The organism is Citrobacter sp. Cc139 (genome assembly GCF_030334645.1).
Classification (GTDB): Bacteria; Pseudomonadota; Gammaproteobacteria; order Enterobacterales; family Enterobacteriaceae; genus Citrobacter; species Citrobacter werkmanii.
The window spans coordinates 246234-268687 of sequence record NZ_JAOWDM010000093.1; the positions used below are offsets into that span (position 1 = coordinate 246234).

At 56.2% G+C, this 22454-nt stretch carries 18 protein-coding genes; 12 read left to right on the plus strand and 6 right to left on the minus strand.

Annotated features, from left to right (window positions below; translation table 11 throughout):
• Positions 1-78 precede the first annotated feature (78 nt).
• The 6 genes from OGV69_RS22515 (at position 79) to csiE (ending at position 7684) form a co-directional block, all read left to right on the plus strand.
• Entirely contained in the window at positions 79-1587 is a 1509-nt protein-coding gene (locus OGV69_RS22515; protein ID WP_069324450.1) for a sugar ABC transporter ATP-binding protein, read from the plus strand.
• The gene (locus OGV69_RS22520) at positions 1580-2569 is read left to right on the plus strand and encodes an ABC transporter permease (protein WP_038642642.1); all 990 of its coding nucleotides are present in this window, start codon (positions 1580-1582) and stop codon (positions 2567-2569) included. Before OGV69_RS22515 ends, OGV69_RS22520 begins: the two co-directional genes overlap by 8 nt.
• Position 2570: 1 nt before the next feature.
• Complete coding sequence (locus OGV69_RS22525) at positions 2571-3524, plus strand: ABC transporter permease (protein WP_038642644.1); 954 nt, start codon at positions 2571-2573, stop codon at positions 3522-3524.
• A gap of 17 nt (positions 3525-3541) precedes the next feature.
• Positions 3542-5179 (plus strand): FGGY-family carbohydrate kinase, encoded by a 1638-nt coding sequence (locus OGV69_RS22530; RefSeq protein WP_038642646.1) that lies wholly within the window; start codon positions 3542-3544, stop codon positions 5177-5179.
• A complete protein-coding gene (locus OGV69_RS22535; RefSeq protein ID WP_038642648.1) occupies positions 5176-5775 on the plus strand; it encodes a KpsF/GutQ family sugar-phosphate isomerase in 600 nt (199 codons plus the stop codon). Before OGV69_RS22530 ends, OGV69_RS22535 begins: the two co-directional genes overlap by 4 nt.
• 631 nt (positions 5776-6406) lie before the next feature.
• Entirely contained in the window at positions 6407-7684 is a 1278-nt protein-coding gene (csiE, locus tag OGV69_RS22540) for a stationary phase inducible protein CsiE (RefSeq protein WP_038642650.1), read from the plus strand.
• Here csiE and OGV69_RS22545 read toward each other — a convergent pair.
• The 4 genes from OGV69_RS22545 to OGV69_RS22560 all read right to left on the minus strand — a co-directional run bounded on the left by OGV69_RS22545 (position 7679) and on the right by OGV69_RS22560 (position 14536).
• Positions 7679-8827, minus strand: a complete 1149-nt coding sequence (locus OGV69_RS22545) for a 3-phenylpropionate MFS transporter (protein ID WP_069324448.1) — start codon at positions 8825-8827, stop codon at positions 7679-7681. The genes csiE and OGV69_RS22545 overlap by 6 nt on opposite strands.
• Positions 8828-8915: 88 nt before the next feature.
• Positions 8916-9758 carry an aldose 1-epimerase gene (locus tag OGV69_RS22550; protein WP_069324447.1) on the minus strand — a complete coding sequence of 281 codons (843 nt, stop codon included), beginning with the start codon at positions 9756-9758 and terminating at the stop codon, positions 8916-8918.
• Positions 9758-11197: a sugar porter family MFS transporter gene (locus OGV69_RS22555; protein ID WP_069324446.1), complete on the minus strand. Its 1440-nt coding sequence runs from the start codon at positions 11195-11197 to the stop codon at positions 9758-9760. The genes OGV69_RS22550 and OGV69_RS22555 overlap by 1 nt, the downstream gene beginning before the upstream one ends.
• 72 nt (positions 11198-11269) lie before the next feature.
• Positions 11270-14536, minus strand: a complete 3267-nt coding sequence (locus OGV69_RS22560) for a DUF5107 domain-containing protein (RefSeq protein ID WP_069324445.1) — start codon at positions 14534-14536, stop codon at positions 11270-11272.
• Between the two features lie 114 nt (positions 14537-14650).
• On the opposite strand from OGV69_RS22560, the gene OGV69_RS22565 reads away from it, so the two are divergent.
• Positions 14651-15844, plus strand: coding sequence for an ROK family transcriptional regulator (locus OGV69_RS22565; protein ID WP_069324444.1), 1194 nt, complete (start codon positions 14651-14653; stop codon positions 15842-15844).
• Positions 15845-15847: 3 nt separating this feature from the next.
• Here OGV69_RS22565 and hcaR read toward each other — a convergent pair whose 3' ends face one another.
• Positions 15848-16741 (minus strand): DNA-binding transcriptional regulator HcaR, encoded by an 894-nt coding sequence (gene hcaR, locus OGV69_RS22570; RefSeq protein ID WP_069324443.1) that lies wholly within the window; start codon positions 16739-16741, stop codon positions 15848-15850.
• A 135-nt stretch (positions 16742-16876) separates the two neighbouring features.
• On the opposite strand from hcaR, the gene hcaE reads away from it, so the two are divergent.
• The 5 genes from hcaE to hcaD are packed head-to-tail and all read left to right on the plus strand — an operon-like array spanning position 16877 to position 21094.
• Positions 16877-18238 (plus strand): 3-phenylpropionate/cinnamic acid dioxygenase subunit alpha, encoded by a 1362-nt coding sequence (gene hcaE, locus OGV69_RS22575; RefSeq protein WP_038642663.1) that lies wholly within the window; start codon positions 16877-16879, stop codon positions 18236-18238.
• Positions 18235-18753 (plus strand): 3-phenylpropionate/cinnamic acid dioxygenase subunit beta, encoded by a 519-nt coding sequence (gene hcaF / locus OGV69_RS22580; RefSeq protein WP_069324442.1) that lies wholly within the window; start codon positions 18235-18237, stop codon positions 18751-18753. Before hcaE ends, hcaF begins: the two co-directional genes overlap by 4 nt.
• Positions 18753-19073 (plus strand): 3-phenylpropionate/cinnamic acid dioxygenase ferredoxin subunit, encoded by a 321-nt coding sequence (gene hcaC, locus OGV69_RS22585; RefSeq protein WP_038642667.1) that lies wholly within the window; start codon positions 18753-18755, stop codon positions 19071-19073. The genes hcaF and hcaC overlap by 1 nt, the downstream gene beginning before the upstream one ends.
• Entirely contained in the window at positions 19070-19882 is an 813-nt protein-coding gene (hcaB, locus tag OGV69_RS22590; RefSeq protein WP_069324441.1) for a 3-phenylpropionate-dihydrodiol/cinnamic acid-dihydrodiol dehydrogenase, read from the plus strand. The genes hcaC and hcaB overlap by 4 nt, the downstream gene beginning before the upstream one ends.
• Positions 19883-19891: 9 nt before the next feature.
• On the plus strand, positions 19892-21094 hold the full coding sequence (hcaD, locus tag OGV69_RS22595) for a phenylpropionate dioxygenase ferredoxin reductase subunit (RefSeq protein WP_227409076.1): 1203 nt from the start codon (positions 19892-19894) through the stop codon (positions 21092-21094).
• A 78-nt stretch (positions 21095-21172) separates the two neighbouring features.
• Here hcaD and glyA read toward each other — a convergent pair whose 3' ends face one another.
• Positions 21173-22426 (minus strand): serine hydroxymethyltransferase, encoded by a 1254-nt coding sequence (gene glyA, locus OGV69_RS22600; RefSeq protein ID WP_032939458.1) that lies wholly within the window; start codon positions 22424-22426, stop codon positions 21173-21175.
• Positions 22427-22454 lie beyond the last annotated feature (28 nt).

The following is a 22454-nucleotide window of genomic DNA, read 5'->3' on the forward strand; positions in this document are numbered from 1 at the left end:
TAACGCCGACCGTCTGGTCGGCGTTATCAACCAAACTAACACTTAGCGTCCATGCGGACGTGCGCAGGGGTATTGTCCATGACAGACACCACCGCATTTATCACTCTTGAGAATATCAGCAAACAATTCCCGGGCGTGCTGGCGCTGGATAACGTGAATCTGACGCTGAGAAAAGGCGAAGTTCACTGTCTGGCGGGTCAAAACGGCTGTGGTAAAAGCACCATTATTAAAGTGATCTCTGGGGTGTATCATCCGGAAAAAGGCGCGCAGATTTTACTCGATGGTAAATTATTCCATCACCTGACGCCGCAGCTTTCTTCCCATTATGGTATTCAGGTTATTTATCAGGATCTGTCGTTATTCCCTAACTTTAGCGTCGCTGAAAATATCGCGGTCAACCGCTATCTTCCCGGTGGCGATATCTGGGTACGCCGTGGCGCGATGAAACAGCAGGCGCTGGCCGCCATGAAACGCATCGGCGTGAACATCGATCCCGATAAAAAAGTCGAAAAACTGTCGATTGCCGATCGGCAACTGGTCGCCATTTGCCGCGCTATTGCCGCCGATGCGCGTCTGGTGATTATGGATGAACCCACCGCTTCGTTAACCCGCCAGGAGGTCAATGGTCTGCTGCGGGTCGTCAACGAACTGAAAGCGGCCGGGATTTGCGTGGTGTTTGTCAGCCACCGTCTGGATGAAGTGATGGAAGTGGCGGACCGTATCAGCGTGATGCGCGACGGCAAACTGGTGGGAACATACCCAGCCAGCGAACTCGACAGTCACGAACTGGCCTTCCTGATGACCGGACAACGCTTCCACTACAGCCCGCTGCCGGAAAGACCCGCTATTGAGCAAGAGCCGCTGCTCGAGCTACGCAACCTCAGCCGCCGGGGCAAATACCAGAACATCAATTTATCGCTACATAGCGGTGAGATTGTCTCCATTGTCGGTCTGCTGGGTGCCGGTCGCACCGAGCTTTGCCTCAGTTTGTTCGGCATGACCCATCCGGAAAGCGGCGAAATGCGCATTAACGGTCAGCCGGTTACTCTGCGCAATAACCATGACGCCATCAAACACGGGATCGGCTATGTCTCAGAAGATCGCCTGACGCAGGGGCTGATCATGGAGCAGTCGATCTATGACAACACCATCGTCACGGTGTTTGACCAACTGCATACCGGCAGCGGTCTGCTCGATCATCGTAAAGCGCAAAAGCTGGTCGCCGATTTGATCCGTGAGTTGAACATTAAAGTCTCCGATCCGCATCTGCCGGTCAAAACGCTCTCCGGCGGTAATGCCCAACGCATTGCCATTGCCAAATGGGTGGCAACCCATCCGCGCATCCTGATCCTCGACTCCCCTACCGTCGGCGTGGATATCGCCAACAAAGAGGGGATTTACCAGATAGCCCGCGATCTGGCGGAACAGGGAATGGCGGTACTAATGATTTGCGATGAAATCCCGGAAGCGTATTACAACAGCCATCGTGTGCTGGTGATGCGCCGCGGCAAACTGGTGGCGGAATTTAATCCTCATCACTGCCGTGAAGAGGAGATTGCTGAAGTGGTCGAGGTTATCAATGAATAGTCTGCGTCTCTCCCGTTTAATCGGGCAACATGAATTCTGGCTGGGCCTGCTGGTCGTGGCGCTCGCCGTCGGGCTGAGCGTCAGTACCGATGAGTTCCTGTCGCTGGGCAATCTCACAGATGTCGCCACCAGTTACGCGATTCTCGGCATTCTCGCCTGCGGGCTGTTTGTGGTGCTGATTTCCGGCGGGATCGACATCTCATTTCCGGCGATGACCGCGATTGCCCAGTATGCGATGGCCAGTTGGGTGATCGCTCACGGCGGCAACTTCATACTGGCTTTAACCATCGCAATGGCGGTAGGTCTGCTGCTTGGGCTGATTAATGGCTTCCTGGTGTACTGGCTGCGCGTTCCGGCGATCATCATTACCATCGCCACGCTAAACGTCTACTACGGCCTGCTGGTTTATGCCACCAAGGGTACCTGGCTGTACGGCTTCCCGGACTGGTTTATGAACGGTATCAACTGGTTGTCGTTCACCGCGACAGACGGCTACGACTACGGTTTAACCCTGCCCCTGCTGTGCCTGGCGGCGGTGATCATCTTTACCGCCGTGCTGATGAACTATACCCGTCTTGGCCGTCAGGTTTACGCCATGGGCGGCAACCGCGACGCGGCCTCGCGCCTGGGGCTGAATTTGCTGAAGCTGCATTTCTACGTCTATGGCTATATGGGCATTCTGGCAGGCGTTGCCGCCGTGGTTCAGGCGCAAATCACCCAGTCTGTTGCCCCCAATTCCCTGCTCGGCTTTGAGTTAACGGTGCTGGCGGCGGTCGTGCTCGGCGGCACCAGCATGAGCGGCGGGCGCGGTACGTTAACCGGAACGCTACTGGGTGTTGTGCTGCTGGCGTTCTTGCAAAATGGTCTGACGCTGCTGAGCGTCTCCTCTTACTGGCACACCGTGTTCAGCGGCGCCATTATCCTGGTCAGCATTAGCGCCACGGCCTGGAACGAAAAACGTAAACTGGCAAGGGAGCTTTGAGATGAAAACAATCGCCAGATTTTTACCCGGTGATGCCATCATTCGTCTGCAATGCGTCATTATTGTGGTCGTCGCCCTGGTCTTCTCGGCCCTGCTCGGCAGCCGTTTTTTCAGCGTCGCTAACTTCCAGTCGATCGGCTCGCAGTTGCCAATCCTCGGCATGCTGGCCCTCGGGATGGGCATGACCATGCTGACCGGCGGCATTAACCTGTCGATTATTGCCGGTGCGAACGCCTGCTCGCTGGTGATGGCGGCGATTATCGTCACCCACCCGGATAACCCGCTGTTTCTGGCGCTGGCGTTGATTGCAGGCGCAGCGGTGGCGGTGGCTATCGGCACGCTCAACGGCGCTTTAATTGCCTGGGTCGGCGTCTCGCCTATTCTCGCCACCCTCGGCACGATGACGCTGATCTCGGGGCTGAATATTTTGCTCTCCAACGGGACGGTGATTTCCGGCTTCCCGACCGCCATTCAATACCTTGGTAACGCGACGATTGCCGGTATTCCGGTGGCGCTGCTGCTCTTTTTCCTCGTGGCAATCCTGCTGTGGGTGCTGCTGGAGCACACCACGCTTGGGCGCAGCCTGTATCTCGTCGGTTCCAATGAGCAGGCTACCCGCTACAGCGGTGTGAATACCGTACGGGTACAAATTTCGGTGTACGTTATTTCTGCCCTGCTCGGCTGGGTCGCCGCCATTCTGATGATGGCGAAATTCAACTCGGCCAAAGCCGGATACGGTGAATCCTACCTGCTGGTCACCATCCTTGCCTCCGTGCTCGGCGGTATCAATCCGGACGGCGGCTTCGGACGCATTATCGGCCTGGTACTGGCGCTGATTGTGCTGCAAATGCTGGAAAGCGGCCTTAACTTGCTGGGGGTCAGCAGCTATCTGACGATGGCGCTGTGGGGCGCGGTGCTGATCCTCTTTATCGCATTACAGAATCGTAAAGCCTGATTTCAGGAGAAAAAATTATGGCAAGTTACTTTATTGGTGTGGATGTCGGAACCGGAAGCGCCCGCGCTGGCGTGTTTGATCTCAATGGCAGAATGGTCGGTCAGGCCAGCCGGGCCATCGAGATTTACCGTCCGCAGGCCGATTTTGTTGAGCAGTCTTCCGATAACATCTGGCAGGCTGTGTGTAACGCGGTACGCGATGCGATTAACCAGTCGGATATCAATCCTATCCAGGTAAAAGGTCTGGGCTTCGACGCCACTTGTTCATTGGTGGTGCTGGATAAAGAAGGTAATCCACTCACCATCAGCCCTTCCGGGCGTAGTGAACAGAACATTATTGTGTGGATGGACCATCGCGCCATTACCCAGGCCGATCGCATTAACGCCCTGCATCATCGGGTGCTGGACTATGTGGGCGGTATTATCTCCCCGGAAATGCAAACGCCAAAACTGCTGTGGCTGAAGCAGCATATGCCCAATACCTGGGCTAACGCCGGTTACTACTTTGACCTGCCTGATTTCCTCACCTGGCGGGCAACGGGCGATGACACGCGCTCATTGTGCTCGACGGTGTGTAAATGGACCTATATGGGTCATGAAGATAAATGGGATGCCAGCTATTTCCGCCAGATTGGGTTGGAAGATTTGCTGGAGCACGATGCCGCCAAAATTGGCCGCTACGTGAAAACCATGGGCGAACCGCTCGGTCATGGGCTGTCAGCGCGCGCCGCCAGCGAAATGGGACTCATCCCCGGCACCGCGGTCAGCGTATCAATTATTGATGCCCACGCCGGTACGCTCGGCACGCTAGGCGCCAGCGGCGTTTCTGGCGAGGTGCCGGATTTCGACCGTCGTATCGCCCTGATTGGCGGCACCTCCACCGGACACATGGCGATTTCTAAAGAGCCGCGTTTTATCGGCGGCGTCTGGGGGCCTTACTACTCTGCCGTACTGCCGGAATACTGGCTCAACGAAGGCGGGCAGTCGGCTACGGGGGCGTTAATCGACCACGTAATTCAGTCGCATCCGTGCTACGACACCCTACTGGCGCAGGCTAAGTCCCAAGGGCAGACCATTTATGAAGTGCTGAATGCGTTGCTGCGTAAAATGGCCGGTGAGCCGGAAGATATCGCCTTCCTGACCCGCGATATGCATATCCTGCCCTATTTCCACGGCAACCGCTCGCCGCGCGCCAACCCAACGCTTACGGGTGCAATCACCGGACTTAAGCTGTCGCGCACGCCGGAAGATATGGCGCGACAGTATCTGGCGACCATCCAGGCCATTGCCCTCGGTACCCGGCATATTATTGAAACGATGAATCAAAGCGGCTACACCATCGATACGATTATGGCCAGCGGCGGCGGCACGAAAAACCCGATCTTCGTTCAGGAGCATGCCAACGCCACTGGCTGCGCGATGCTATTGCCGGAAGAGAGTGAAGCCATGCTGCTGGGCGGCGCCATGATGGGAACCATCGCCGCAGGCGTTTTTGACTCCTTCCCGGAAGCGATGTCGGCGATGAGCCGGATTGGTAAAACGGTCACCCCGCAAACCAACCGTATTAAGCAGTACTACGATCGCAAATATCGGGTATTCCACGAGATGTATCAGGATCATATGAAATATCGCCAGTTGATGCAGGAGGAGGCATGAGTAACTCATGGTCTCAAGCCACCGGCGTATTCCAGATCTACAGCGATGCCCTTGCGGGACTGGGACAGCATCTGACTGAGTCGGTCTGGCAGTCGCTGATGGCGGAACTGCGCGGATGCCAGGGGAAAATCGTCGTTACCGGCGTCGGCACCTCCGGCATTGCGGCGCGTAAAGTCGCGCATATGCTCGCCTGCGTGGAGCGCCCGGCGATTTATCTCAATGCCACCGATGCGGCGCACGGCGATCTGGGTTTTTTACGCGCCGACGACCTGGTTATTATGCTGTCGCGCGGTGGCAATTCGGATGAACTTACCCGGCTGCTGCCTGGGCTGACGGCGAGAAATGTGCCGATCCTGAGCGTGACGGAAAACGCCAATTCGGCCATCGCTAAAGCCTCGAGGCTGGTGATTTCCACCGGCGTACAACGTGAGGCCGACCCGCTGAACATGCTGGCGACGACCTCAATTCTGCTGGTACTGGCTATCTTTGACGCCGCCTGCGCCTGTCTGATGAGTGAAAGCGGCTACTCAAAGGAGACGCTGCTGGCGGTGCATCCCGGCGGCGATGTGGGATTAACGCTGAGCCGTGGGCAGTAACGCCAGACAGCGTTCTTTAACCTGCCCCAACCATCCGCTGGTGTAATGGCAGTCAGTTAAACATGTTCAAATAAAAATACAGATGGTCAGGCGTGGCTGGTCCGGCTGAAAATTGCCGACGTGTTTCCGTAAGGCCGGGAGAGCCAGCATGGATGCTGGCTCAGGGCGCGCTTTACAGGGACGTTACATCGCGCCCGGCCCGGTAGCCTGGAGGAATAAGCGGAGGGAACCGCGGAGCGGCAATTTTCCCGCCGGGAGCCGGGATTGTTAAGGGTGCGGCGATAGCACCCTTAACACGTTCACTGGCGTTCAGTGTACAGAGAAGCGATGAACATGAGGTGAACGGAACCTTTCTCTAAAAAAGCATATTCATTATACTCCGCCAACCTATGTTGATGCTGAAGCGTTAACATAACGTCATTGCGCAAAATGCCGATTTTTTTATATCTCAACAAAAGATAAAACCGTGAAAAAGTGGATTAACGCGCTGCGTTTCACTACCGCTATCTGTTCCGCACGTTAAAAATTCTGTGACGCTCCCCAGCATTCCTGGCGTAAAGCTTTCCATTCCGCAAATCTATGCGCAAACTTTAACTATTCTTATCAAACATACTCACGGGAGATTCTACAGATGATGTCAACGCTCGCCCCGCCATCTGTACTTTCCGCTCCCCAACGCCGTTGCCAGGTACTGCTGACGCTTTTTCTGCCGGGGCAGATTGCTACCGCGCAGACCTTCAGCAGTCTCAATGGCGTCGATGATGCCACCGTTCAGGAGGATATCATTGGCGCGGGGCTCGAAATCCAGCGCTATCATCGGCTCGCCATTACTTCCGCCCAGAATGGCGGCTATACGATCGAAGGCGCCCCGCTGAACCAGCGGCTGTGCCTGTTGCATTGGCTGCGCCGTGGCCTGCGGATCTGCCCGACGTTTATCACGCAACATTTCACACCCACATTGAAAATGGCGCTTAAACAGCAGGGCATAGCGCGCACGTTGTATGATGACACCAATCTGCATGCGCTGATTAACCTCTGCTCCCGACGCTTGCAAAAACCCTTTGAGTGCCGTGATATCCAGTTCCTGCGGCTGTTTTTACAATACTGCCTGCTGCAACATCACGCGGGGATCACCCCGGAGTTTAATCCGCTCCAGCAGCGCTGGGCGCAATCCTGCGCGGAGTACGCTCTGGCTGAGGAGATTGCCCGTCACTGGCAACGTCACGTCATGCAAAGTGCGCCGCCGGGCGAATCGCTGTTTATGGCATTGCTGTTCTCAATGATTCGCATCCCCGATCCCATCCGCGATAACCACCAGCAGGATCGCCGTTTGCGTCTGGCTATCGCGCGGCTGGTGCTGCGTTTTCGCGAGTATGGCAACGTTCGCTTCAGCGATGAACAAGGGCTGAACGACCAGTTGTATATCCACCTTGCCCAGGCCCTAAACCGCAGTTTGTTTGCCATAGGTATTGATAACACGCTGCCGGAGGAGTTCAGCCGACTTTATCCCCGGCTGGTTCGCACCACCCGCGAGGCGATACACGGATTCGAAGCGGAATACGAAGTGCAATTTTCAGAAGAAGAGATCGGTCTGGTGGCGGTGATTTTCGGTGCCTGGCTGATGCAGGAGAAGGATTTGCACGAAAAGCAGATTATCCTGCTGACCGGCAGTAATGAACAACTCGAAGCGCATATAGAACAGCAGCTACGCGAACTGACGCTCCTGCCGCTCAACGTAAAACATATGCCAATGCAGGACTTTCAAAAAGAGGGTGCGCCGCGCGGCGTAACGCTGATCGTCACACCGTACACTACGCCGCTGCCGCTGTTTTCACCGCCTTTGATTCATGCGGATCTGGCGCTGACGTCTCACCAGCAGCAGCAGATCCGCAAAATCCTCGAATCATAACGTCGCAGGCTGCGCCACCACTTTCGGGCGCAGCACGATAGCCGGTAGCGCCACCAGCGCCATCACCCAGAATACGCCGCTGCCCAGGTTTTGGTACAGGTAGCCAGCGAAAACGGTCATGATGGCGATACTGCCGCCCATCGCTATCGCGGAATAGACCGCCTGTAAACGAATCACTTCGCTGCCCTGTCGCGCCGCGATATAGCGCATTGCCGCCAGGTGGCAGACGGTGAAGGTACCGCAGTGCAGGATCTGCACCACAATCAGCCACGGTAGTTCGGTGCTCCAGCCCATCAGCCCCCAACGCGCCACGCCGCAAACGGCGGAAAGCAACAGCAGATCGCGGGCACTAAAGCGGCGGAACAGCTTGTGGCTGAGCGCGAAGATAATGACTTCCGCCACCACGCCCAATGACCATAAATAGCCCACCGCCGAAGCGGAATAACCAGCAGACTGCCAGTAAATGGCGCTAAAACCGTAATAGGCGGCATGCGCGCCCTGCAGCAGACTCACGCAGGCCAGAAAACGCCAGCTTTGCGTTATTAACGCGCGCCAGGCGGGCCACCCCGCACTCTCCTGCTGACGGGTTTCACCTGCTGGCTGCACGCTCGGACGAATCATCATGCCCAGCAGCATTGAGGCGACGCCAAGCGACAGCAGAATAAGGATCACCCGATAGTCAAACAGGCTCACCAGCTTACCGGTCAGCGCAGAGCCAATCACAAAGGCCACGGATCCCCACAGTCGAACCCGCCCGTAATCCATGGTTATCTGTTTTTGCCAGGTGTTAGCCAGCGCGTCAGTCAGCGGCACCAACGGTGAGAAAAACAGGTTAAATCCGACCATCACCACCATCAGCCACGCCACGTTGGTCCCCGCCCAGAAGGCCAGCGCAAACACCAACGTCAACAGAGCCAGAATACGTAAAGCGGTAATCAGACGAGAGGGATCGCTCACGCGCGGCGCAATCAGCAAGCTACCGAGAAAACGGGCAATCAGCCCCGCGCCCAGCAGTAAACCAATGGTTTCCGGCGTCAGCCCCAACCCTTCGAGCCAGACGCTCCAGAAAGGCAGAAAAATACCGTAGCTAAAGAAATAGGTGAAATAACCGAGCGCCAGCCAGCGCGTGGAATGCAAAGCCATGAATCCCTCCCGTTTGGAGACGGTAGTCTGGCGATAAACTCTGGCTGGTGCAAGAGACCATTAACAGGCAGATAACATGATTTTCGCCCTATTCGACGCAAATTTGCATCGCAAAATGACAGCGTTCTCCCTGCGCTAAAACCTGCAATCCCGGCTGCCCCTGCATGTGGTGGGCATTCACCGGATGCGTCTGCGGCTCCAGGCACAGGAATGGTTCACCCGACATTCTGAACAGCATCAGCCACGGAGTTTGCGCTAAAATCGTGACTTTCATCACATCGCGCTGAATAACGGCCCGCCCGCTCCAGCCAGAATAACCCACATTCAACCAGGCATCTTCACCGTATTGCGCATGCATAAAATCCGCTGCGGGTGGAATATCACTTTGCCAGTCCAGTGGCAGATGCTGTTCCCCCTCCGGCCAGTAGCCGCTGGCGGTGAACTGGGCCGTACTGTACGTATCAAAGGCGAAAAACGGATGGAACCCGCAGCCATAGATCATCGGTCGTTCCCCGCAATGGGTGAGCGTCAATGAAGCATACAGGCTCGACGCTTCCAGTTGGTAGCAAATCTGCGCCGTATAGTCGTAGCCACAGGGATGCCAACTGCGCAACTGTAGCAAACAACCGCCTGGTGTCGCGGTGATAACCCGCCAGCGCTGCAGCCAGCCGTCACCGTGCAGGAAGAAGTGTTCATCCGCCTCATGGTGCGGTAGCACAACCTCTTCCCCACGTAGCATAAAACGGTTGCCCGCCACCCGGTTTGCCACCGGCAGCATCGGGAACAGGCCGCAATCACCGGGCTGCTGACCATGGCCTTCACGTAATATTGCCCGTTGATGTTGTAACGAAACCAGACTCAATAGCGAACCGCCCTGCGGATCTACGCACATCCGTAGATGTGCGTTTTGAAGCATCAGCAGAGAATTCATTAGCGGGTGCTTCGTTGTTGGCTTGATGCGCCAACTTTCGTATGCTGCGCCGCCAGCTGTTCCTCCAGCGCTTCCAGCGTCACGCCTTTGGTTTCCGGCACATTACGCAGAATATAGATAAAGCCCATCGCGCAAATCACACCGTAGAGCAGGAAGCTTCCCGATGCGCCCAGACTCGCATTCAGCAGTGGGAAGGTATAGGTCAGCAGGAAGCAGGCAATCCACAACGCCAGCGTGCCGAGCGACATCGCTAACCCGCGAACACGGTTGGGGAAAATTTCGGACAGCAGCACCCAGGTTACCGGGGCCAGCGTCAGGGCGTAAATGGCGATCGCCGCCAGCACCAGTACCAAAACCGGCCAGCCCAGAATGCCCAACCCGTATGCCCCGGCAATGAGTACGTAGATAACCGTCAGCCCTGATGCACCAAACAGCATCAGTTTACGACGCCCAATTTTGTCCACCAGCGGCAGAGCGGCAAGGGTAAAGACCAGATTGATGATCCCGGTCGCTACGATCGATTTTAACGTGCCGTTGATGTCGAATCCGGCAGAAGCAAATATCTCCTGCGCATAGTTGAAAATAACGTTGATCCCACACCACTGCTGGAACACTGCCAGCACCATGCCAATAATCACTATCGGTTTGATCTGCGGTTGTAACAGTGATGACCACGCGACCTTGTGGTTATCTTTTTGTAGCGTATGTTCAATCTCTTTCAGCGTTTGCCCGGCATATTCCGCCGAACCAATGCGCTGCAGCATGGTGCGCGCACGTTCGGCTTTTCCTGCCTTCACCAACCAGCGCGGCGATTCAGGGACAAAGAACATCAGCACCAGGAAAATTACCGCGGGCACTAATTCAGCGCCAAACATCCAGCGCCAGCCCGTCTGACCGTTCCAGCTTTCCACAATCGCCTGCTGCGTAGCGCCTGTAGCGACAGGTTCGGCAATCATCAGGTTGATAAGCTGCGCCGCCAGGACGCCAATGACGATGGTGAGTTGGTTAACGGCAACAAAGCGACCACGCTTTTCCGCCGGGCTGACCTCAGCGATATACAGCGGGCTTAGCGCGGATGCCAGACCAATCCCCACGCCGCCAACGATGCGATAGACAACAAACATGTCAAAATTGCTGGCAACTGCTGTTCCCCAGGCTGAAGCGCTAAAAAGGATTGCCGAGAGAATCAGCGGCATCTTTCGGCCAAACTTATCGGCGCACCAGCCGGAAATCAGCGCACCAAAGATACAACCAACCAGCGCCGAGCTCATCGCCCAGCCAGATTGCGCCGGATCGGTAATCGAAAAATAAGCTTCATAGAAGGGCTTTGCCCCGCCGATCACCACCCAGTCATAGCCAAACAGTAAACCACCGCAGGCGGCAACCAGGCAGATAGTCCAGACATAACCAATCTTTAAATGTGTCTGCGCGTTATTCATTATGATTCCTCTTTCAGGGAAACGCAGGGGACAGAAGGTTTCGGGTGAGGTTGCCCCCACCCGTTTCGGGTATTACTGGAACAGCTTTACGTTAATGGCGTGACGCAGCAGTAACGCCTTGTCATGCGCCGGATTGAGTTGCAGAAGCTCATCAAGATCGCGCTGGCAAGCAGAACTATTTCCCAGCCCCAGATGCCCAAGCGCATTGATAAACAGGCAGTGTTGCTGGTGTTTTGCTTGTGCTGAGGTATCCAGCACCACCAGATCGGGCAGCGATACGGCAAAGAAATCGACATCCGGGACGTTGTCGCGATGCGACTCAACCCATTGCAGGAAGCTGTTGAACAGAGCGTCCGCCTGTGCATCATCGCCGAGTTTTCTCTGCGCCATCCCCTGCCAGAAGAGATAGTCCACCGGCTGGTCGTTGTAGTAACGTCCGGCATCCAGTGAGCTACCGCCACGCGTGGCACGGGAGAAATAGCGCCGGGACTCCTCGAAATGCCCCTGCTGCTGGGCGCAATAACCCAGCAAATACCAGATGTCATTATCCGTTTGCCCAGGCAGGCGCCCCTCTCCAAGGTTTTGCGGGTAGTGCAGCGCCTGTTGCAGTTGCGTGATGGCGGTTTGCGGGTCGCCCGACTGAACGGCCTCCAGTGCGCGATGCATCTGATTCAGCAAATATTGCCCAGTGGCTTTGCCTTCTCCCCCCTCCCACGGATGAAATACACGCTCACGTAATATTGCCGCGGCCTCGTCGTAGCGCCCCAATCCATTCCACAGACTAAGCAGTTCCACAGTCAGATCGTCACGATGGAAGACAATATCTTTGCTGGCTTCCAGTCGTTGCAAACGCTGTTCAGCCGGTTGCGCCATCAGCTTTTTGAGATAGTCGAGTTCGAACAGGAAACGGGCATTTTGCGGCTCCAGTGCTACGGCCTGCGACAGATACTGCATCGCCTGCTGTGCATCGTGCTGTTTGTTCCAGGCATAGATACCCAATAAGCGATGCACTGGGGCAAAATCCGGCTCCTGCGCAAGGGTAAATTGCCAGCAGGAGACCGCCTCGTCATAGCAGCGTTTGCTGTACCAGAAACAGCCGAGCAAATAGCGGGCAAAAGCGCTCTGCTCGAGGGTTTGCAGCATCTGTACTTCATCCAGCGTATTGGGAAAACGGACGCGATTTTGCAGACACTTACGCGCTCGTTCGATGAAAGGTTGCGGATTGTCGCTCAGCGAAGCGCGCCACAGCATCGGTAGCGTTTCCTGGCTGTCGAGCAGTTCCAGCACGCCACGGGCAGCATCTTTTTGCCCCAATGCGATCAACCAGCCAGCCAGTTCACACGCGTTGGTACCGCGCCGCCCGGTAATCGAGATTAGCGCCTGTGCAGTGGCCTCATCCTGGCAAATGGCCCAGCGCGCATAGTGCAGGGTGTAACTCAGCGGATAATCAACCAGCTGTTGGCGAATGTATTCCAGCGCTTGCGCATTGCGATCAAGCTTAGCCAGCGCCAACGCTTTCAGTCCCATCGCCAGGTTATTACTGCCGTTAAAACGCAGGCTCTGCTCGACTTTTTCCAACGCGCCGGCATAGTCCTGACGTTTCATCGCCAGGCGCGCTAACGACCAGAAAGCCGCGTCCCGGCAGTTGCCGCTCCAGCTCGCCTTATAATAATTATCCCAGGCGCTTTCATCGTCGCCCTGGCGTTCCTGCGCGGCGGCCAGCAGCATACTCGCCTCGCCATCACGTGGATTCTTATTGAGCTTGTGCGCCCGTTCCAGCGCCTTACCCGCGCAATGGGCTGCAAATGCCCAGTCCGCGCGGTTTAGCGCCAGCGTCCCCAGCGCCACATTATTGCGATAATCAAGCGGGTCGACCTCCAACGCGCGGCGATAATAGTCTTCGGCATAGCGGCTGGCGTGGTTGTACTGCTCCAGATGCTGACCAATAAAATAGAGTTCATCGGTATTAGCAAGCGCTTCTGGCTGAGCTGGCGCGCTGGCCGCCGAGGGGAGTGGTAATTCTTGCGCCAGGTGCTCTTCGTACTGCAACAGCACAGTGCCATCGGCGCGAGTAACGGTCATCGTTACCCGGGCATGGCCATTGTCAGACACATCGGCTAACCAGCTCTGCCCCGGCTTAAGGGTGAGTGTATTCTCAAAGAACGGCTCCCCTTGTGCCGCAAGCGTAACCTGAACATCGCGTAGCGGCGCTATCGCATAAACGCCCACTGAAAGTTGGCTTCCCTCACGCATCAGCCGAAGCGCCAGTTGCGTGCTGGCGTTTTGCACCATGCCAAGTTCGCTATAGGGCAGGAAGTTTTGCACGAAAACTTTCTCTTCGTACGGCGCAAGCCAGGTGAAATCCGGTTGGTTATCGGTAAAGACCCCGGTCATCAGTTCGATATACGGACCGTTGTCATCGGTGAGATTACGATCCCAGGCAACGCCAAAGTCGCCGTATCCCCAGGTCCACTGTTTTTTCCCCGGCGAAACATGGTGGTCCGCCACGTGCAGTAATCCACCGCGTTCGCCGTGGTGCCAGGCACCGACAAAGTCATAATCCGATTTTTCCGCCATATAAGAGGTCGGAACGGGTACGTTTTTATAGCGAGAGATATCCACACCCGCCGAGTAATCCACTTTGTAGTAGGTGCCAGTAGCGACAGGAAACGCTGAAACATCGCGCTTGCCGTGGTCGAATACCGCGGTTACATCCGGCGGAAACACGCTCTGATGATCGTCGCCGCCTTTCACCGCCGGATTCGCCCACCACAGGAAGTGGCGCGGCGTGGCGTTACCGTTAAACACCTTCCCGGTTATTTCGATCAGCGCGCGATCTGGATACAGTGTGAATCCGGTCATCACCTGTAAACCACGCATGGGTTCAACCTCCCCCATCCACACGGTATATTCGCCCTGCTCGCCCTGCTGTTGCGTAAAATCAACCGGCATAAAGGTGGTTGGACGATGATGCTGCGGCCAGTTGAACTCAATGCCGCCAGAGATCCATGGCCCAAGCAGGCCAACCAACGCTGGTTTCACCACTTCGTTGTAGTAGACGAAATCACGTTGCTGCACTTTGTCATACGCACGATGGATACGTCCGCCTAATTCCGGCAGCAGCATGATGCTAATGAAGTCATTCTCCATCCACACCGCCTGATAGTCGCGCATTTCACGCTTGCCGGTCAGGGTATCAATCACGCCGTAGGGATAAACCGCACCAGAGGATCCCTGATACACCCTTTTCTCCAGAAACATCGGGTTAGCGTCTTCTTCACCCACCGTCCACGTTGGGAGGGTGATCGTTTCCTGCCAGACTTTAACTGAACCGTACATGCCGCTCTCCACTCAATAAACAAAAGTAAAAATTTAACCTGAGGCTATTCTGCGGCAGTTAAGTGGCGTTAAAATGCGCAATGCTCACGCAATATAGTAAAGGGAGTTAAGTGTATGCAGCGTTCGGGATTCAATAACGCCAGGGTACGTCAGGCAAATAAACAGATCTTTTTGTCGCATCTATGGCGGGAAAAACAGCTTAGCAAGTCGCAGTTGGCGCAGCTGACCAGTCTGTCGATCCCGGCGGTCAGCAATATTCTTGAAGAGCTGATGGATGAAGGGAGAATCAGCCATTCGCGAGAGACGTTAAGCCAGCGCGGTTTGAGTAGCGGCAGTTATCATTTGCCAGAAACAGGCGCCTGGACGCTCTGCATCAACGTCACCCCCACCAGCATCACCAGCCAACTGGCGGACGCGCGTCTGGTGGCCGTCGGCGACTGGCGCCATGAGGTCATTAATCCTGATACGCCAAAAGCGCTGCTGACAGCATTGGCGGCACACTGGCGAGAATACCGTCGGCAATTTCCAGAGGTTACGATTAATCTGGCGCTAGGCGTGCACGGCCAGGTTGATCCGATTACCGGCGCATCAAAAACCATGCCTCAGGCTCCGTGGAAAACACCGGTGGAAATAAAATACCTGCTTGAGGAGATGCTTGGTGTGCAGGTCCGGCTGGACAATGACTGCGTGATGCTGGCGCTGGCGGAAAAGTGGCAAAATCCGGCGGCTAACGGTGATTTTTGTGTGATTAACGTTGATTACGGCATTGGTTCATCGTTTGTCATTAACGATAACATCTGGCGGGGCAGTTTGTACGGCAGCGGTCAGATTGGCCATACAATAATTGATCCGGACGGGGTTGCCTGCGACTGTGGCCGTTATGGGTGTCTGGAAACGGTGGCGTCATTAAGCGCACTGAAAAAGCAGGCTCGCGTGTGGATGAAATCGCAACCGACATCCCTGTATGATCCCCAAACGCTGACGACCAACCAACTTATTGATGCCTGGAGGCACGGAGATGTTCGCATTCAGGCGTGGGCCGAACATGCCGCCAGCGCCATTGGCCTGAGTCTGTACAATTTTCTAAATATATTAAATATTAATCAAATCTGGCTGTATGGTCGTAGCTGCGCCTTCGGCGAGAGCTGGCTCAATACGCTGGTGCAGCAAACCGGATTTAATCCGTTCGATCATGGCGATAACCCACGAGCCCGGGCAACGCAGATCGGTTTCGGTAAGCTTAATCGCGCTCAGCAACTGATGGGCATCGGCTATCTGTATGTCGAGTCGCAGCTTAGCGAGCTGTAGTCGTTAATCCACAACGCTCACGGCTAAACGTTCATGCACCGTGGCGATAAAGTCGGTCAACGCCGGTTTCAGCGCCCCCTTTTTCCACGCCATCAGCAGCGCAATGGTCGGAACATCGCCAACAATAGGGCGAAAAACCACCTGCCCGGTATTAAAATTATTCATATAACCGGGTATCAAAGTCACCCCCAACCCCATGCCAACCAGGTTCATGGTCACCAGAATATTGGTCGCCACCTGCACGATATTGGGCTGGCTTTTTTGCTGCTGAAACCAGTTTTTGACAATCATCGCTAACGCGCCGGAATAGGCCGGATCGGTACTGACAAAATTCACTCCGTGCAGTTGCTGTGCCGATATCGCTTTCTCATTAGCGAGTGGATGATTCACCGGTAACACCACCACCAGCGGCTCATGAATCAGCTCCAGATAATCCAGCTCTGGGCTGTAAACCGGATGACGCATTAAGCCAACGTCCAGCTCTCCGCGCAGGATCTTCTCCTCCTGCTCGGTGGTGATCAAACTGACCAGTTCAATATGCGTATCCGGTTGTTTTAAACGAAACAAAGGCAGCACTTTGGGCAACAGATTTACCTCTGCGGAAGGGACAAAGCCGATGGCGAAATGGTTATCTTCCTGCACCGTTTTACGGGCGCGAACTTTGGCATTTTCCGCCTGCTCGAGGATAACCAACGCATCCTGTAAAAAACATTCACCTGCTGCCGTTAACGCAACTTTGCGCTTGTCCCGCACCAGCAAGGGAACCCCCACACAGGCCTCCAGATCGCGGATCTGACTGCTTAACGAGGGCTGAGAGGTATGCAGTTTTTCTGCCGCCCGGGTGAAATTCAGCGCCTGCGCCACCGCCACAAAATAGCGTAAGTGCCTCAGTTCCATGCCCTTCTCCTTGTTATCGAAAAAATGTCTCAACTGGTAGAAATTTACTATTTCACAGATTGATAACTAACCAGCAACATCCTTAGGGTACAAAAAAAGAAGGTCAATACATCTTAGCTTTCAGGATTAAAAAATATGACCATACCCTCAAATTTAGACATCTACCGACTGATCGACACGCAAAACGGTCGCGTAACCCCACGTATTTATACCGACCCTGAAATTTACCAACTGGAGCTGGAACGCATCTTCGGACGCTGCTGGCTGTTTCTCGCCCACGAAAGCCAAATCCCCAAACCGGGCGATTTCTTTAACACTTATATGGGCGAAGACGCCGTGGTGGTGGTGCGCCAGAAGGACGGCAGCATCAAAGCGTTTCTCAACCAGTGCCGCCACCGCGCGATGCGCGTGAGTTATGCCGACTGCGGTAACACCCGCGCCTTCACCTGCCCGTATCACGGCTGGTCATACGGCATTAACGGCGAGCTGATCGACGTGCCGCTGGAGCCGCGCGCCTACCCACAAGGGTTGTGCAAATCCCACTGGGGGCTGAACGAAGTGCCATGCGTCGAGAGCTACAAAGGGCTGATTTTCGGTAACTGGGATACCACCGCGCCGAATCTTCGCGATTATCTCGGCGACATCGCCTGGTATCTCGACGGCGTGCTGGATCGCCGTGAAGGCGGCACTGAAATCGTCGGCGGCGTACAGAAGTGGACCATCGACTGTAACTGGAAATTCCCCGCCGAACAGTTCGCCAGCGACCAGTATCACGCGTTGTTCAGCCACGCCTCTGCCGTACAGGTATTGGGCGCGAAAGACGACGGCAGCGACAAACGCCTGGGAGACGGTCAAACCGCCCGCCCGGTGTGGGAAACCGCCAAAGACGCGCTACAGTTCGGCCAGGACGGGCACGGCAGCGGCTTCTTCTTTACCGAGAAACCGGACGCCAACGTCTGGGTCGACGGCGAAGTCTCCAGCTACTATCGCGAGACCTATGAAGAGGCCGAGCGGCGTCTGGGTAAGGTTCGTGCGCTGCGCCTCGCCGGTCACAACAATATTTTCCCCACGCTCTCCTGGCTGAACGGTACCGCCACGCTGCGCGTCTGGCATCCGCGCGGGCCGGACAAAGTCGAAGTATGGGCGTTCTGCATCGCAGATAAAGCCGCCTCTGATGACGTCAAAGCCGCTTTTGAAAACAGCGCCACCCGCGCCTTCGGCCCGGCGGGGTTCCTTGAGCAGGACGACTCGGAAAACTGGTGTGAAATTCAAAAACTGCTGAAAGGCCACCGGGCACGCAACACTAACCTGTGCCTGGAGATGGGTCTCGGCCAGGAAAAACGTCGTGAAGACGGCATTCCGGGGATCACTAACTACATTTTCTCGGAAACCGCTGCCCGCGGCATGTATCAGCGTTGGGCCGATTTATTAAGCAGCGAAAGCTGGCAGGAAGTGCAGGAAAAAACCGCCGCATACCAGCAGGAGGTGATGAAATGAGCGCGTTAGTCTCCCCTGAGCTGCATCACCGCATCAGCCAGTTTCTGTATGAAGAAGCGCGTCTGCTGGACGACTGGCTGTTTCGCGACTGGCTGGCGCAGCTGGATGACGACATTCGTTACACCATGCGCACCACGGTCAATGCTCAAACCCGCGACCGCCGCAAAGGCATACAGCCGCCGACCACCTGGATTTTCAACGACAATAAAGACCAGCTTGAACGCCGTATCGCGCGGCTGGAAACCGGCATGGCGTGGGCCGAAGAGCCGCCTTCCCGCACTCGCCACATAATCAGCAACCTGCAGGTGAGCGAAACCGACCAGCCGGACGTGTTCGCCGTGCGCCTGAACTATCTGCTGTACCGCGCACAAAAAGAGCGTGACGAGACGTTCTACGTCGGCACGCGCATGGATAAAGTCCGTCGTCTGCCGGGCGACGAATGGCGCTTACTGGGGCGTGAGATCGTGCTCGATCAGGCGGTGATCACCTCCCACAACCTGAGTGTACTGTTCTGATGAGCCGCATATTTGCCTGCTCCGCCACGGAGCTACCGGAGGGGGAAGCCCTCCGGCTGGAAACCTCTCCCGTCATCGCGCTGTTTCACGTTGGCGGTGAGTTTTATGCCATTAACGATCGCTGTAGCCACGGTAACGCCTCGATGTCGGAGGGTTATCTGGAAGACGACGCCACGGTGGAGTGCCCGCTGCACGCCGCCAGCTTCTGCCTGAAAACCGGCAAAGCGCTGTGCCTGCCCGCCACCGATCCGCTCACCACCTATGCGGTGCATGTGGAAGGCGGCGAGGTGTTTATTGATTTACCCGAGGAGGCCAGATGAGCGATTTACGCGATAACGTTGTGTTTATTACTGGCGGCGGCTCCGGGCTGGGGCTGGCGCTGGTAGAACGCTTTATTGAAGAAGGTGCGAAAGTCGCCACGCTCGAGCTGTCCGCAGCGAAGATTGCCAGCCTGCGCCAGCGCTTTGGTGAACACCTACTGGCGGTGGAAGGCAACGTGACCTGCTATGCCGACTACCAGCGCGCGGTGGATCGGATCCTCACCACCTTCGGCAAGCTGGACTGTTTTATCGGCAACGCGGGTATATGGGATCACAATGCTTCGCTGGTCAATACGCCCGCCGAGGCGCTGGAAAGCGGCTTCCACGAGCTGTTTAACGTTAACGTGCTGGGCTATCTGCTGGGCGCCAAAGCCTGCGCCCAGGCATTAATCGCCAGCGAAGGCAGCATCATCTTTACCCTGTCTAACGCCGCATGGTATCCCGGCGGCGGCGGGCCCCTGTATACCGCCAGCAAGCACGCGGCCACCGGGTTGATTCGCCAGTTGGCCTACGAACTGGCGCCTAAGGTGCGGGTGAACGGTGTCGGCCCATGCGGCATGGCGACCGATCTGCGTGGCCCGCAGGCGCTCGGTCAGAACGATACCTCGATTATGCAGTCGCTGACGCCGGAGAAAATTGCCGCCATTCTGCCGCTGCAGTTCTTCCCGGAACCGGCTGACTTCACCGGCCCGTACGTGATGCTGGCGTCACGGCGCAACAACCGCACGCTGAGCGGCGTGATGATCAATGCCGACGCCGGTCTGGGGATCCGTGGGATCCGGCACGTCGCGGCTGGTCTGGATCTGTAAGGAGTCATCATGAACGAACAGATTATTGCCATCATCGGCGGCGGCCAGGCGGGAGCGATGGCCGCCGCCGCGCTACGTCAGCAGGGGTTTAGCGGACCGTTACACCTCTTTTCTGACGAGGCTCACCTGGCCTACGAGCGCCCGCCGCTGTCAAAAGCGATGCTGCTGGACGATAACCCGCAGCTTCAGCCGGTTCTGCCCGCCAGCTGGTGGCAGGAACACAACGTGCAGTTGCATCTGGGCGTTACGCTACGCGAGATTGATCGCGCCTCGCGTACGTTAACGCTCGCCGATGGGCAAACCTACCGCTGGACTCAGCTGCTGCTGGCTACCGGGGCCGCCGCCAGACCGCTACCGCTGCTGGATGCGCTGGGCGAGCGCTGTTTTACCCTACGTCATGCGGGAGATGCCGAGCGTCTCCGGGCTGCGCTACAGCCAGGAAAATCGATCGTGATTGTCGGCGCGGGTACCATTGGCCTGGAGCTGGCGGCCAGCGCCACCCAGCGCGGCTGCCGAGTGACGGTAGTCGAACTGGCATCAACGGTGATGGGCCGCAATGCGCCTGCGCCGGTGCGCGACTATCTGTTAGCCCGCCATCAGCAGGCCGGGGTGAGAATGCTGCTCAATAGCGCCATTGAGCACGCTGAAGCGGGAGAATTTCTCACGCTCACGCTGCAAAATGGCGAAACGCTACAGGCTGATGCCGTGGTTTATGGTATCGGTATCGTGGCCAACGATACGCTGGCCCGCGACGCGGGGCTGGAAACGGCCAATGGTATTATTGTCGATAGCGCCTGCGCCACCTCCGACCCGGCGATTTTCGCCGCGGGAGATGTGGCGCTCACTCGCCAGCCGGACGGTTCGTTAAAGCGCATCGAAAGCTGGGAAAATGCCAACTGCCAGGCGCAGGTCGCCGCCGCCGCGATGCTCGGTTTACCCCTGCCGGAAGCCACGCCGGGCTGGTTCTGGACCGATCAATACAGCGATAACCTGCAATTTGTTGGTGAAATGCAGGGAGAAAGTTGGCTCGTACGTGGCGATCCTGATGCGCAGAAAGCAATATGGTTTAGTTTGCAGAATGACGTCGTTGTCGGCGCAGTGACGTTGAACCAGGGTCGGGAAATGCGCTTATTGCGGAAATGGATTCAGGCTAAGAAAAAGCCACCAGTGGCGGCTTTAGTCGATGAAACAATCTTGCTTAAGTCACTATAACTGGCGGATGTCTCTTCGTTTATCCGGCCTACAGGTAACTCACCTGTAGGCCGGATAAGGTCCAGCAATCAATATGACTTACGCGTAAACCGGGAAGCGTGCGCAGATATCCAGCACTTTACCTTTGATGCGCTCAATTACCGCTTCATCATTGATATTGTCCAGAACATCACACATCCAGCCAGCCAGCTCTTTCACTTCCGCTTCTTTAAAGCCACGACGAGTGACAGCCGGGGAACCGATACGGATACCGGAAGTCACAAACGGGCTCTTCGGATCGTTCGGTACGCTGTTTTTGTTGACGGTGATGTTAGCACGACCCAGTGCAGCGTCGGCTTCTTTACCGGTCAGGTTTTTATCAACCAGATCCAGCAGGAACAGGTGGTTTTCAGTCCCACCGGAAACCACTTTGTAGCCGCGGTTCAGGAACACTTCCACCATCGCTTTGGCGTTTTTCGCAACCTGCTGCTGGTAAACTTTGAACTCTGGCTCCATCGCTTCTTTCAGCGCCACGGCTTTCGCCGCAATCACGTGCATCAGCGGGCCGCCCTGCGCGCTTGGGAACACGGCGGAGTTCAGTTTTTTGTACAGCTCTTCATCACCGCCTTTCGCCAGGATCAGGCCGCCGCGCGGACCCGCCAGGGTTTTGTGGGTGGTGGTGGTCACAACGTGAGCGTGCGGAACCGGGTTCGGGTAAACGCCGGCGGCAATCAGACCGGCAACGTGCGCCATGTCGACGAACAGGTATGCGCCGATGCTGTCGGCGATTTCACGCATTTTTGCCCAGTCAACAACGCCGGAGTAGGCAGAGAAGCCACCGATAATCATTTTCGGTTTGTGCTCTTTGGCCTGCTTAGCCATGTCTTCGTAGTCAATTTTACCGGACTCATCAATGCCGTAAGGAATGATGTTGTACAGTTTGCCGGAGAAGTTAACCGGGGAGCCGTGAGTCAGGTGGCCGCCCTGCGCCAGGTTCATACCCAGCACGGTATCGCCCGGCTGCAGCAGCGCGGTGTAGACAGCGAAGTTAGCCTGAGAGCCAGAGTGCGGCTGTACGTTAGCGTAGTCAGCGCCAAACAGCTCTTTAGCGCGATCGATAGCCAGTTGCTCAACGATATCAACGTACTCGCAACCGCCGTAGTAGCGCTTGCCCGGATAACCTTCAGCGTATTTGTTGGTCAGCTGAGAACCCTGCGCCTGCATTACACGCGGGCTGGTATAGTTTTCGGAGGCGATCAGTTCGATGTGCTCTTCCTGACGTACTTTTTCCTGCTCCATAGCCTGCCACAGTTCGGCATCATAATCGGCAATGTTCATTTCACGCTTTAACATCCGCATCTCCTGACTCAGCTAACAAGTA

Bases quoted from the DNA above. Each gene is read 5' to 3' on its own strand.
- OGV69_RS22545 (WP_069324448.1), bottom strand. From the start codon at position 8,827: ATGGCTTTGCATTCCACGCGCTGGCTGGCGCTCGGTTATTTCACCTAT.
- hcaE (WP_038642663.1), top strand. From the start codon at position 16,877: ATGACCATACCCTCAAATTTAGACATCTACCGACTGATCGACACGCAA.
- csiE (WP_038642650.1), top strand. From the start codon at position 6,407: ATGATGTCAACGCTCGCCCCGCCATCTGTACTTTCCGCTCCCCAACGC.
- OGV69_RS22560 (WP_069324445.1), bottom strand. From the start codon at position 14,536: ATGTACGGTTCAGTTAAAGTCTGGCAGGAAACGATCACCCTCCCAACG.
- hcaC (WP_038642667.1), top strand. From the start codon at position 18,753: ATGAGCCGCATATTTGCCTGCTCCGCCACGGAGCTACCGGAGGGGGAA.
- OGV69_RS22550 (WP_069324447.1), bottom strand. From the start codon at position 9,758: ATGAATTCTCTGCTGATGCTTCAAAACGCACATCTACGGATGTGCGTA.
- OGV69_RS22525 (WP_038642644.1), top strand. From the start codon at position 2,571: ATGAAAACAATCGCCAGATTTTTACCCGGTGATGCCATCATTCGTCTG.
- OGV69_RS22520 (WP_038642642.1), top strand. From the start codon at position 1,580: ATGAATAGTCTGCGTCTCTCCCGTTTAATCGGGCAACATGAATTCTGG.
- hcaR (WP_069324443.1), bottom strand. From the start codon at position 16,741: ATGGAACTGAGGCACTTACGCTATTTTGTGGCGGTGGCGCAGGCGCTG.
- OGV69_RS22555 (WP_069324446.1), bottom strand. From the start codon at position 11,197: ATGAATAACGCGCAGACACATTTAAAGATTGGTTATGTCTGGACTATC.
- OGV69_RS22535 (WP_038642648.1), top strand. From the start codon at position 5,176: ATGAGTAACTCATGGTCTCAAGCCACCGGCGTATTCCAGATCTACAGC.
- glyA (WP_032939458.1), bottom strand. From the start codon at position 22,426: ATGTTAAAGCGTGAAATGAACATTGCCGATTATGATGCCGAACTGTGG.
- hcaB (WP_069324441.1), top strand. From the start codon at position 19,070: ATGAGCGATTTACGCGATAACGTTGTGTTTATTACTGGCGGCGGCTCC.
- hcaF (WP_069324442.1), top strand. From the start codon at position 18,235: ATGAGCGCGTTAGTCTCCCCTGAGCTGCATCACCGCATCAGCCAGTTT.
- OGV69_RS22530 (WP_038642646.1), top strand. From the start codon at position 3,542: ATGGCAAGTTACTTTATTGGTGTGGATGTCGGAACCGGAAGCGCCCGC.
- OGV69_RS22515 (WP_069324450.1), top strand. From the start codon at position 79: ATGACAGACACCACCGCATTTATCACTCTTGAGAATATCAGCAAACAA.
- hcaD (WP_227409076.1), top strand. From the start codon at position 19,892: ATGAACGAACAGATTATTGCCATCATCGGCGGCGGCCAGGCGGGAGCG.
- OGV69_RS22565 (WP_069324444.1), top strand. From the start codon at position 14,651: ATGCAGCGTTCGGGATTCAATAACGCCAGGGTACGTCAGGCAAATAAA.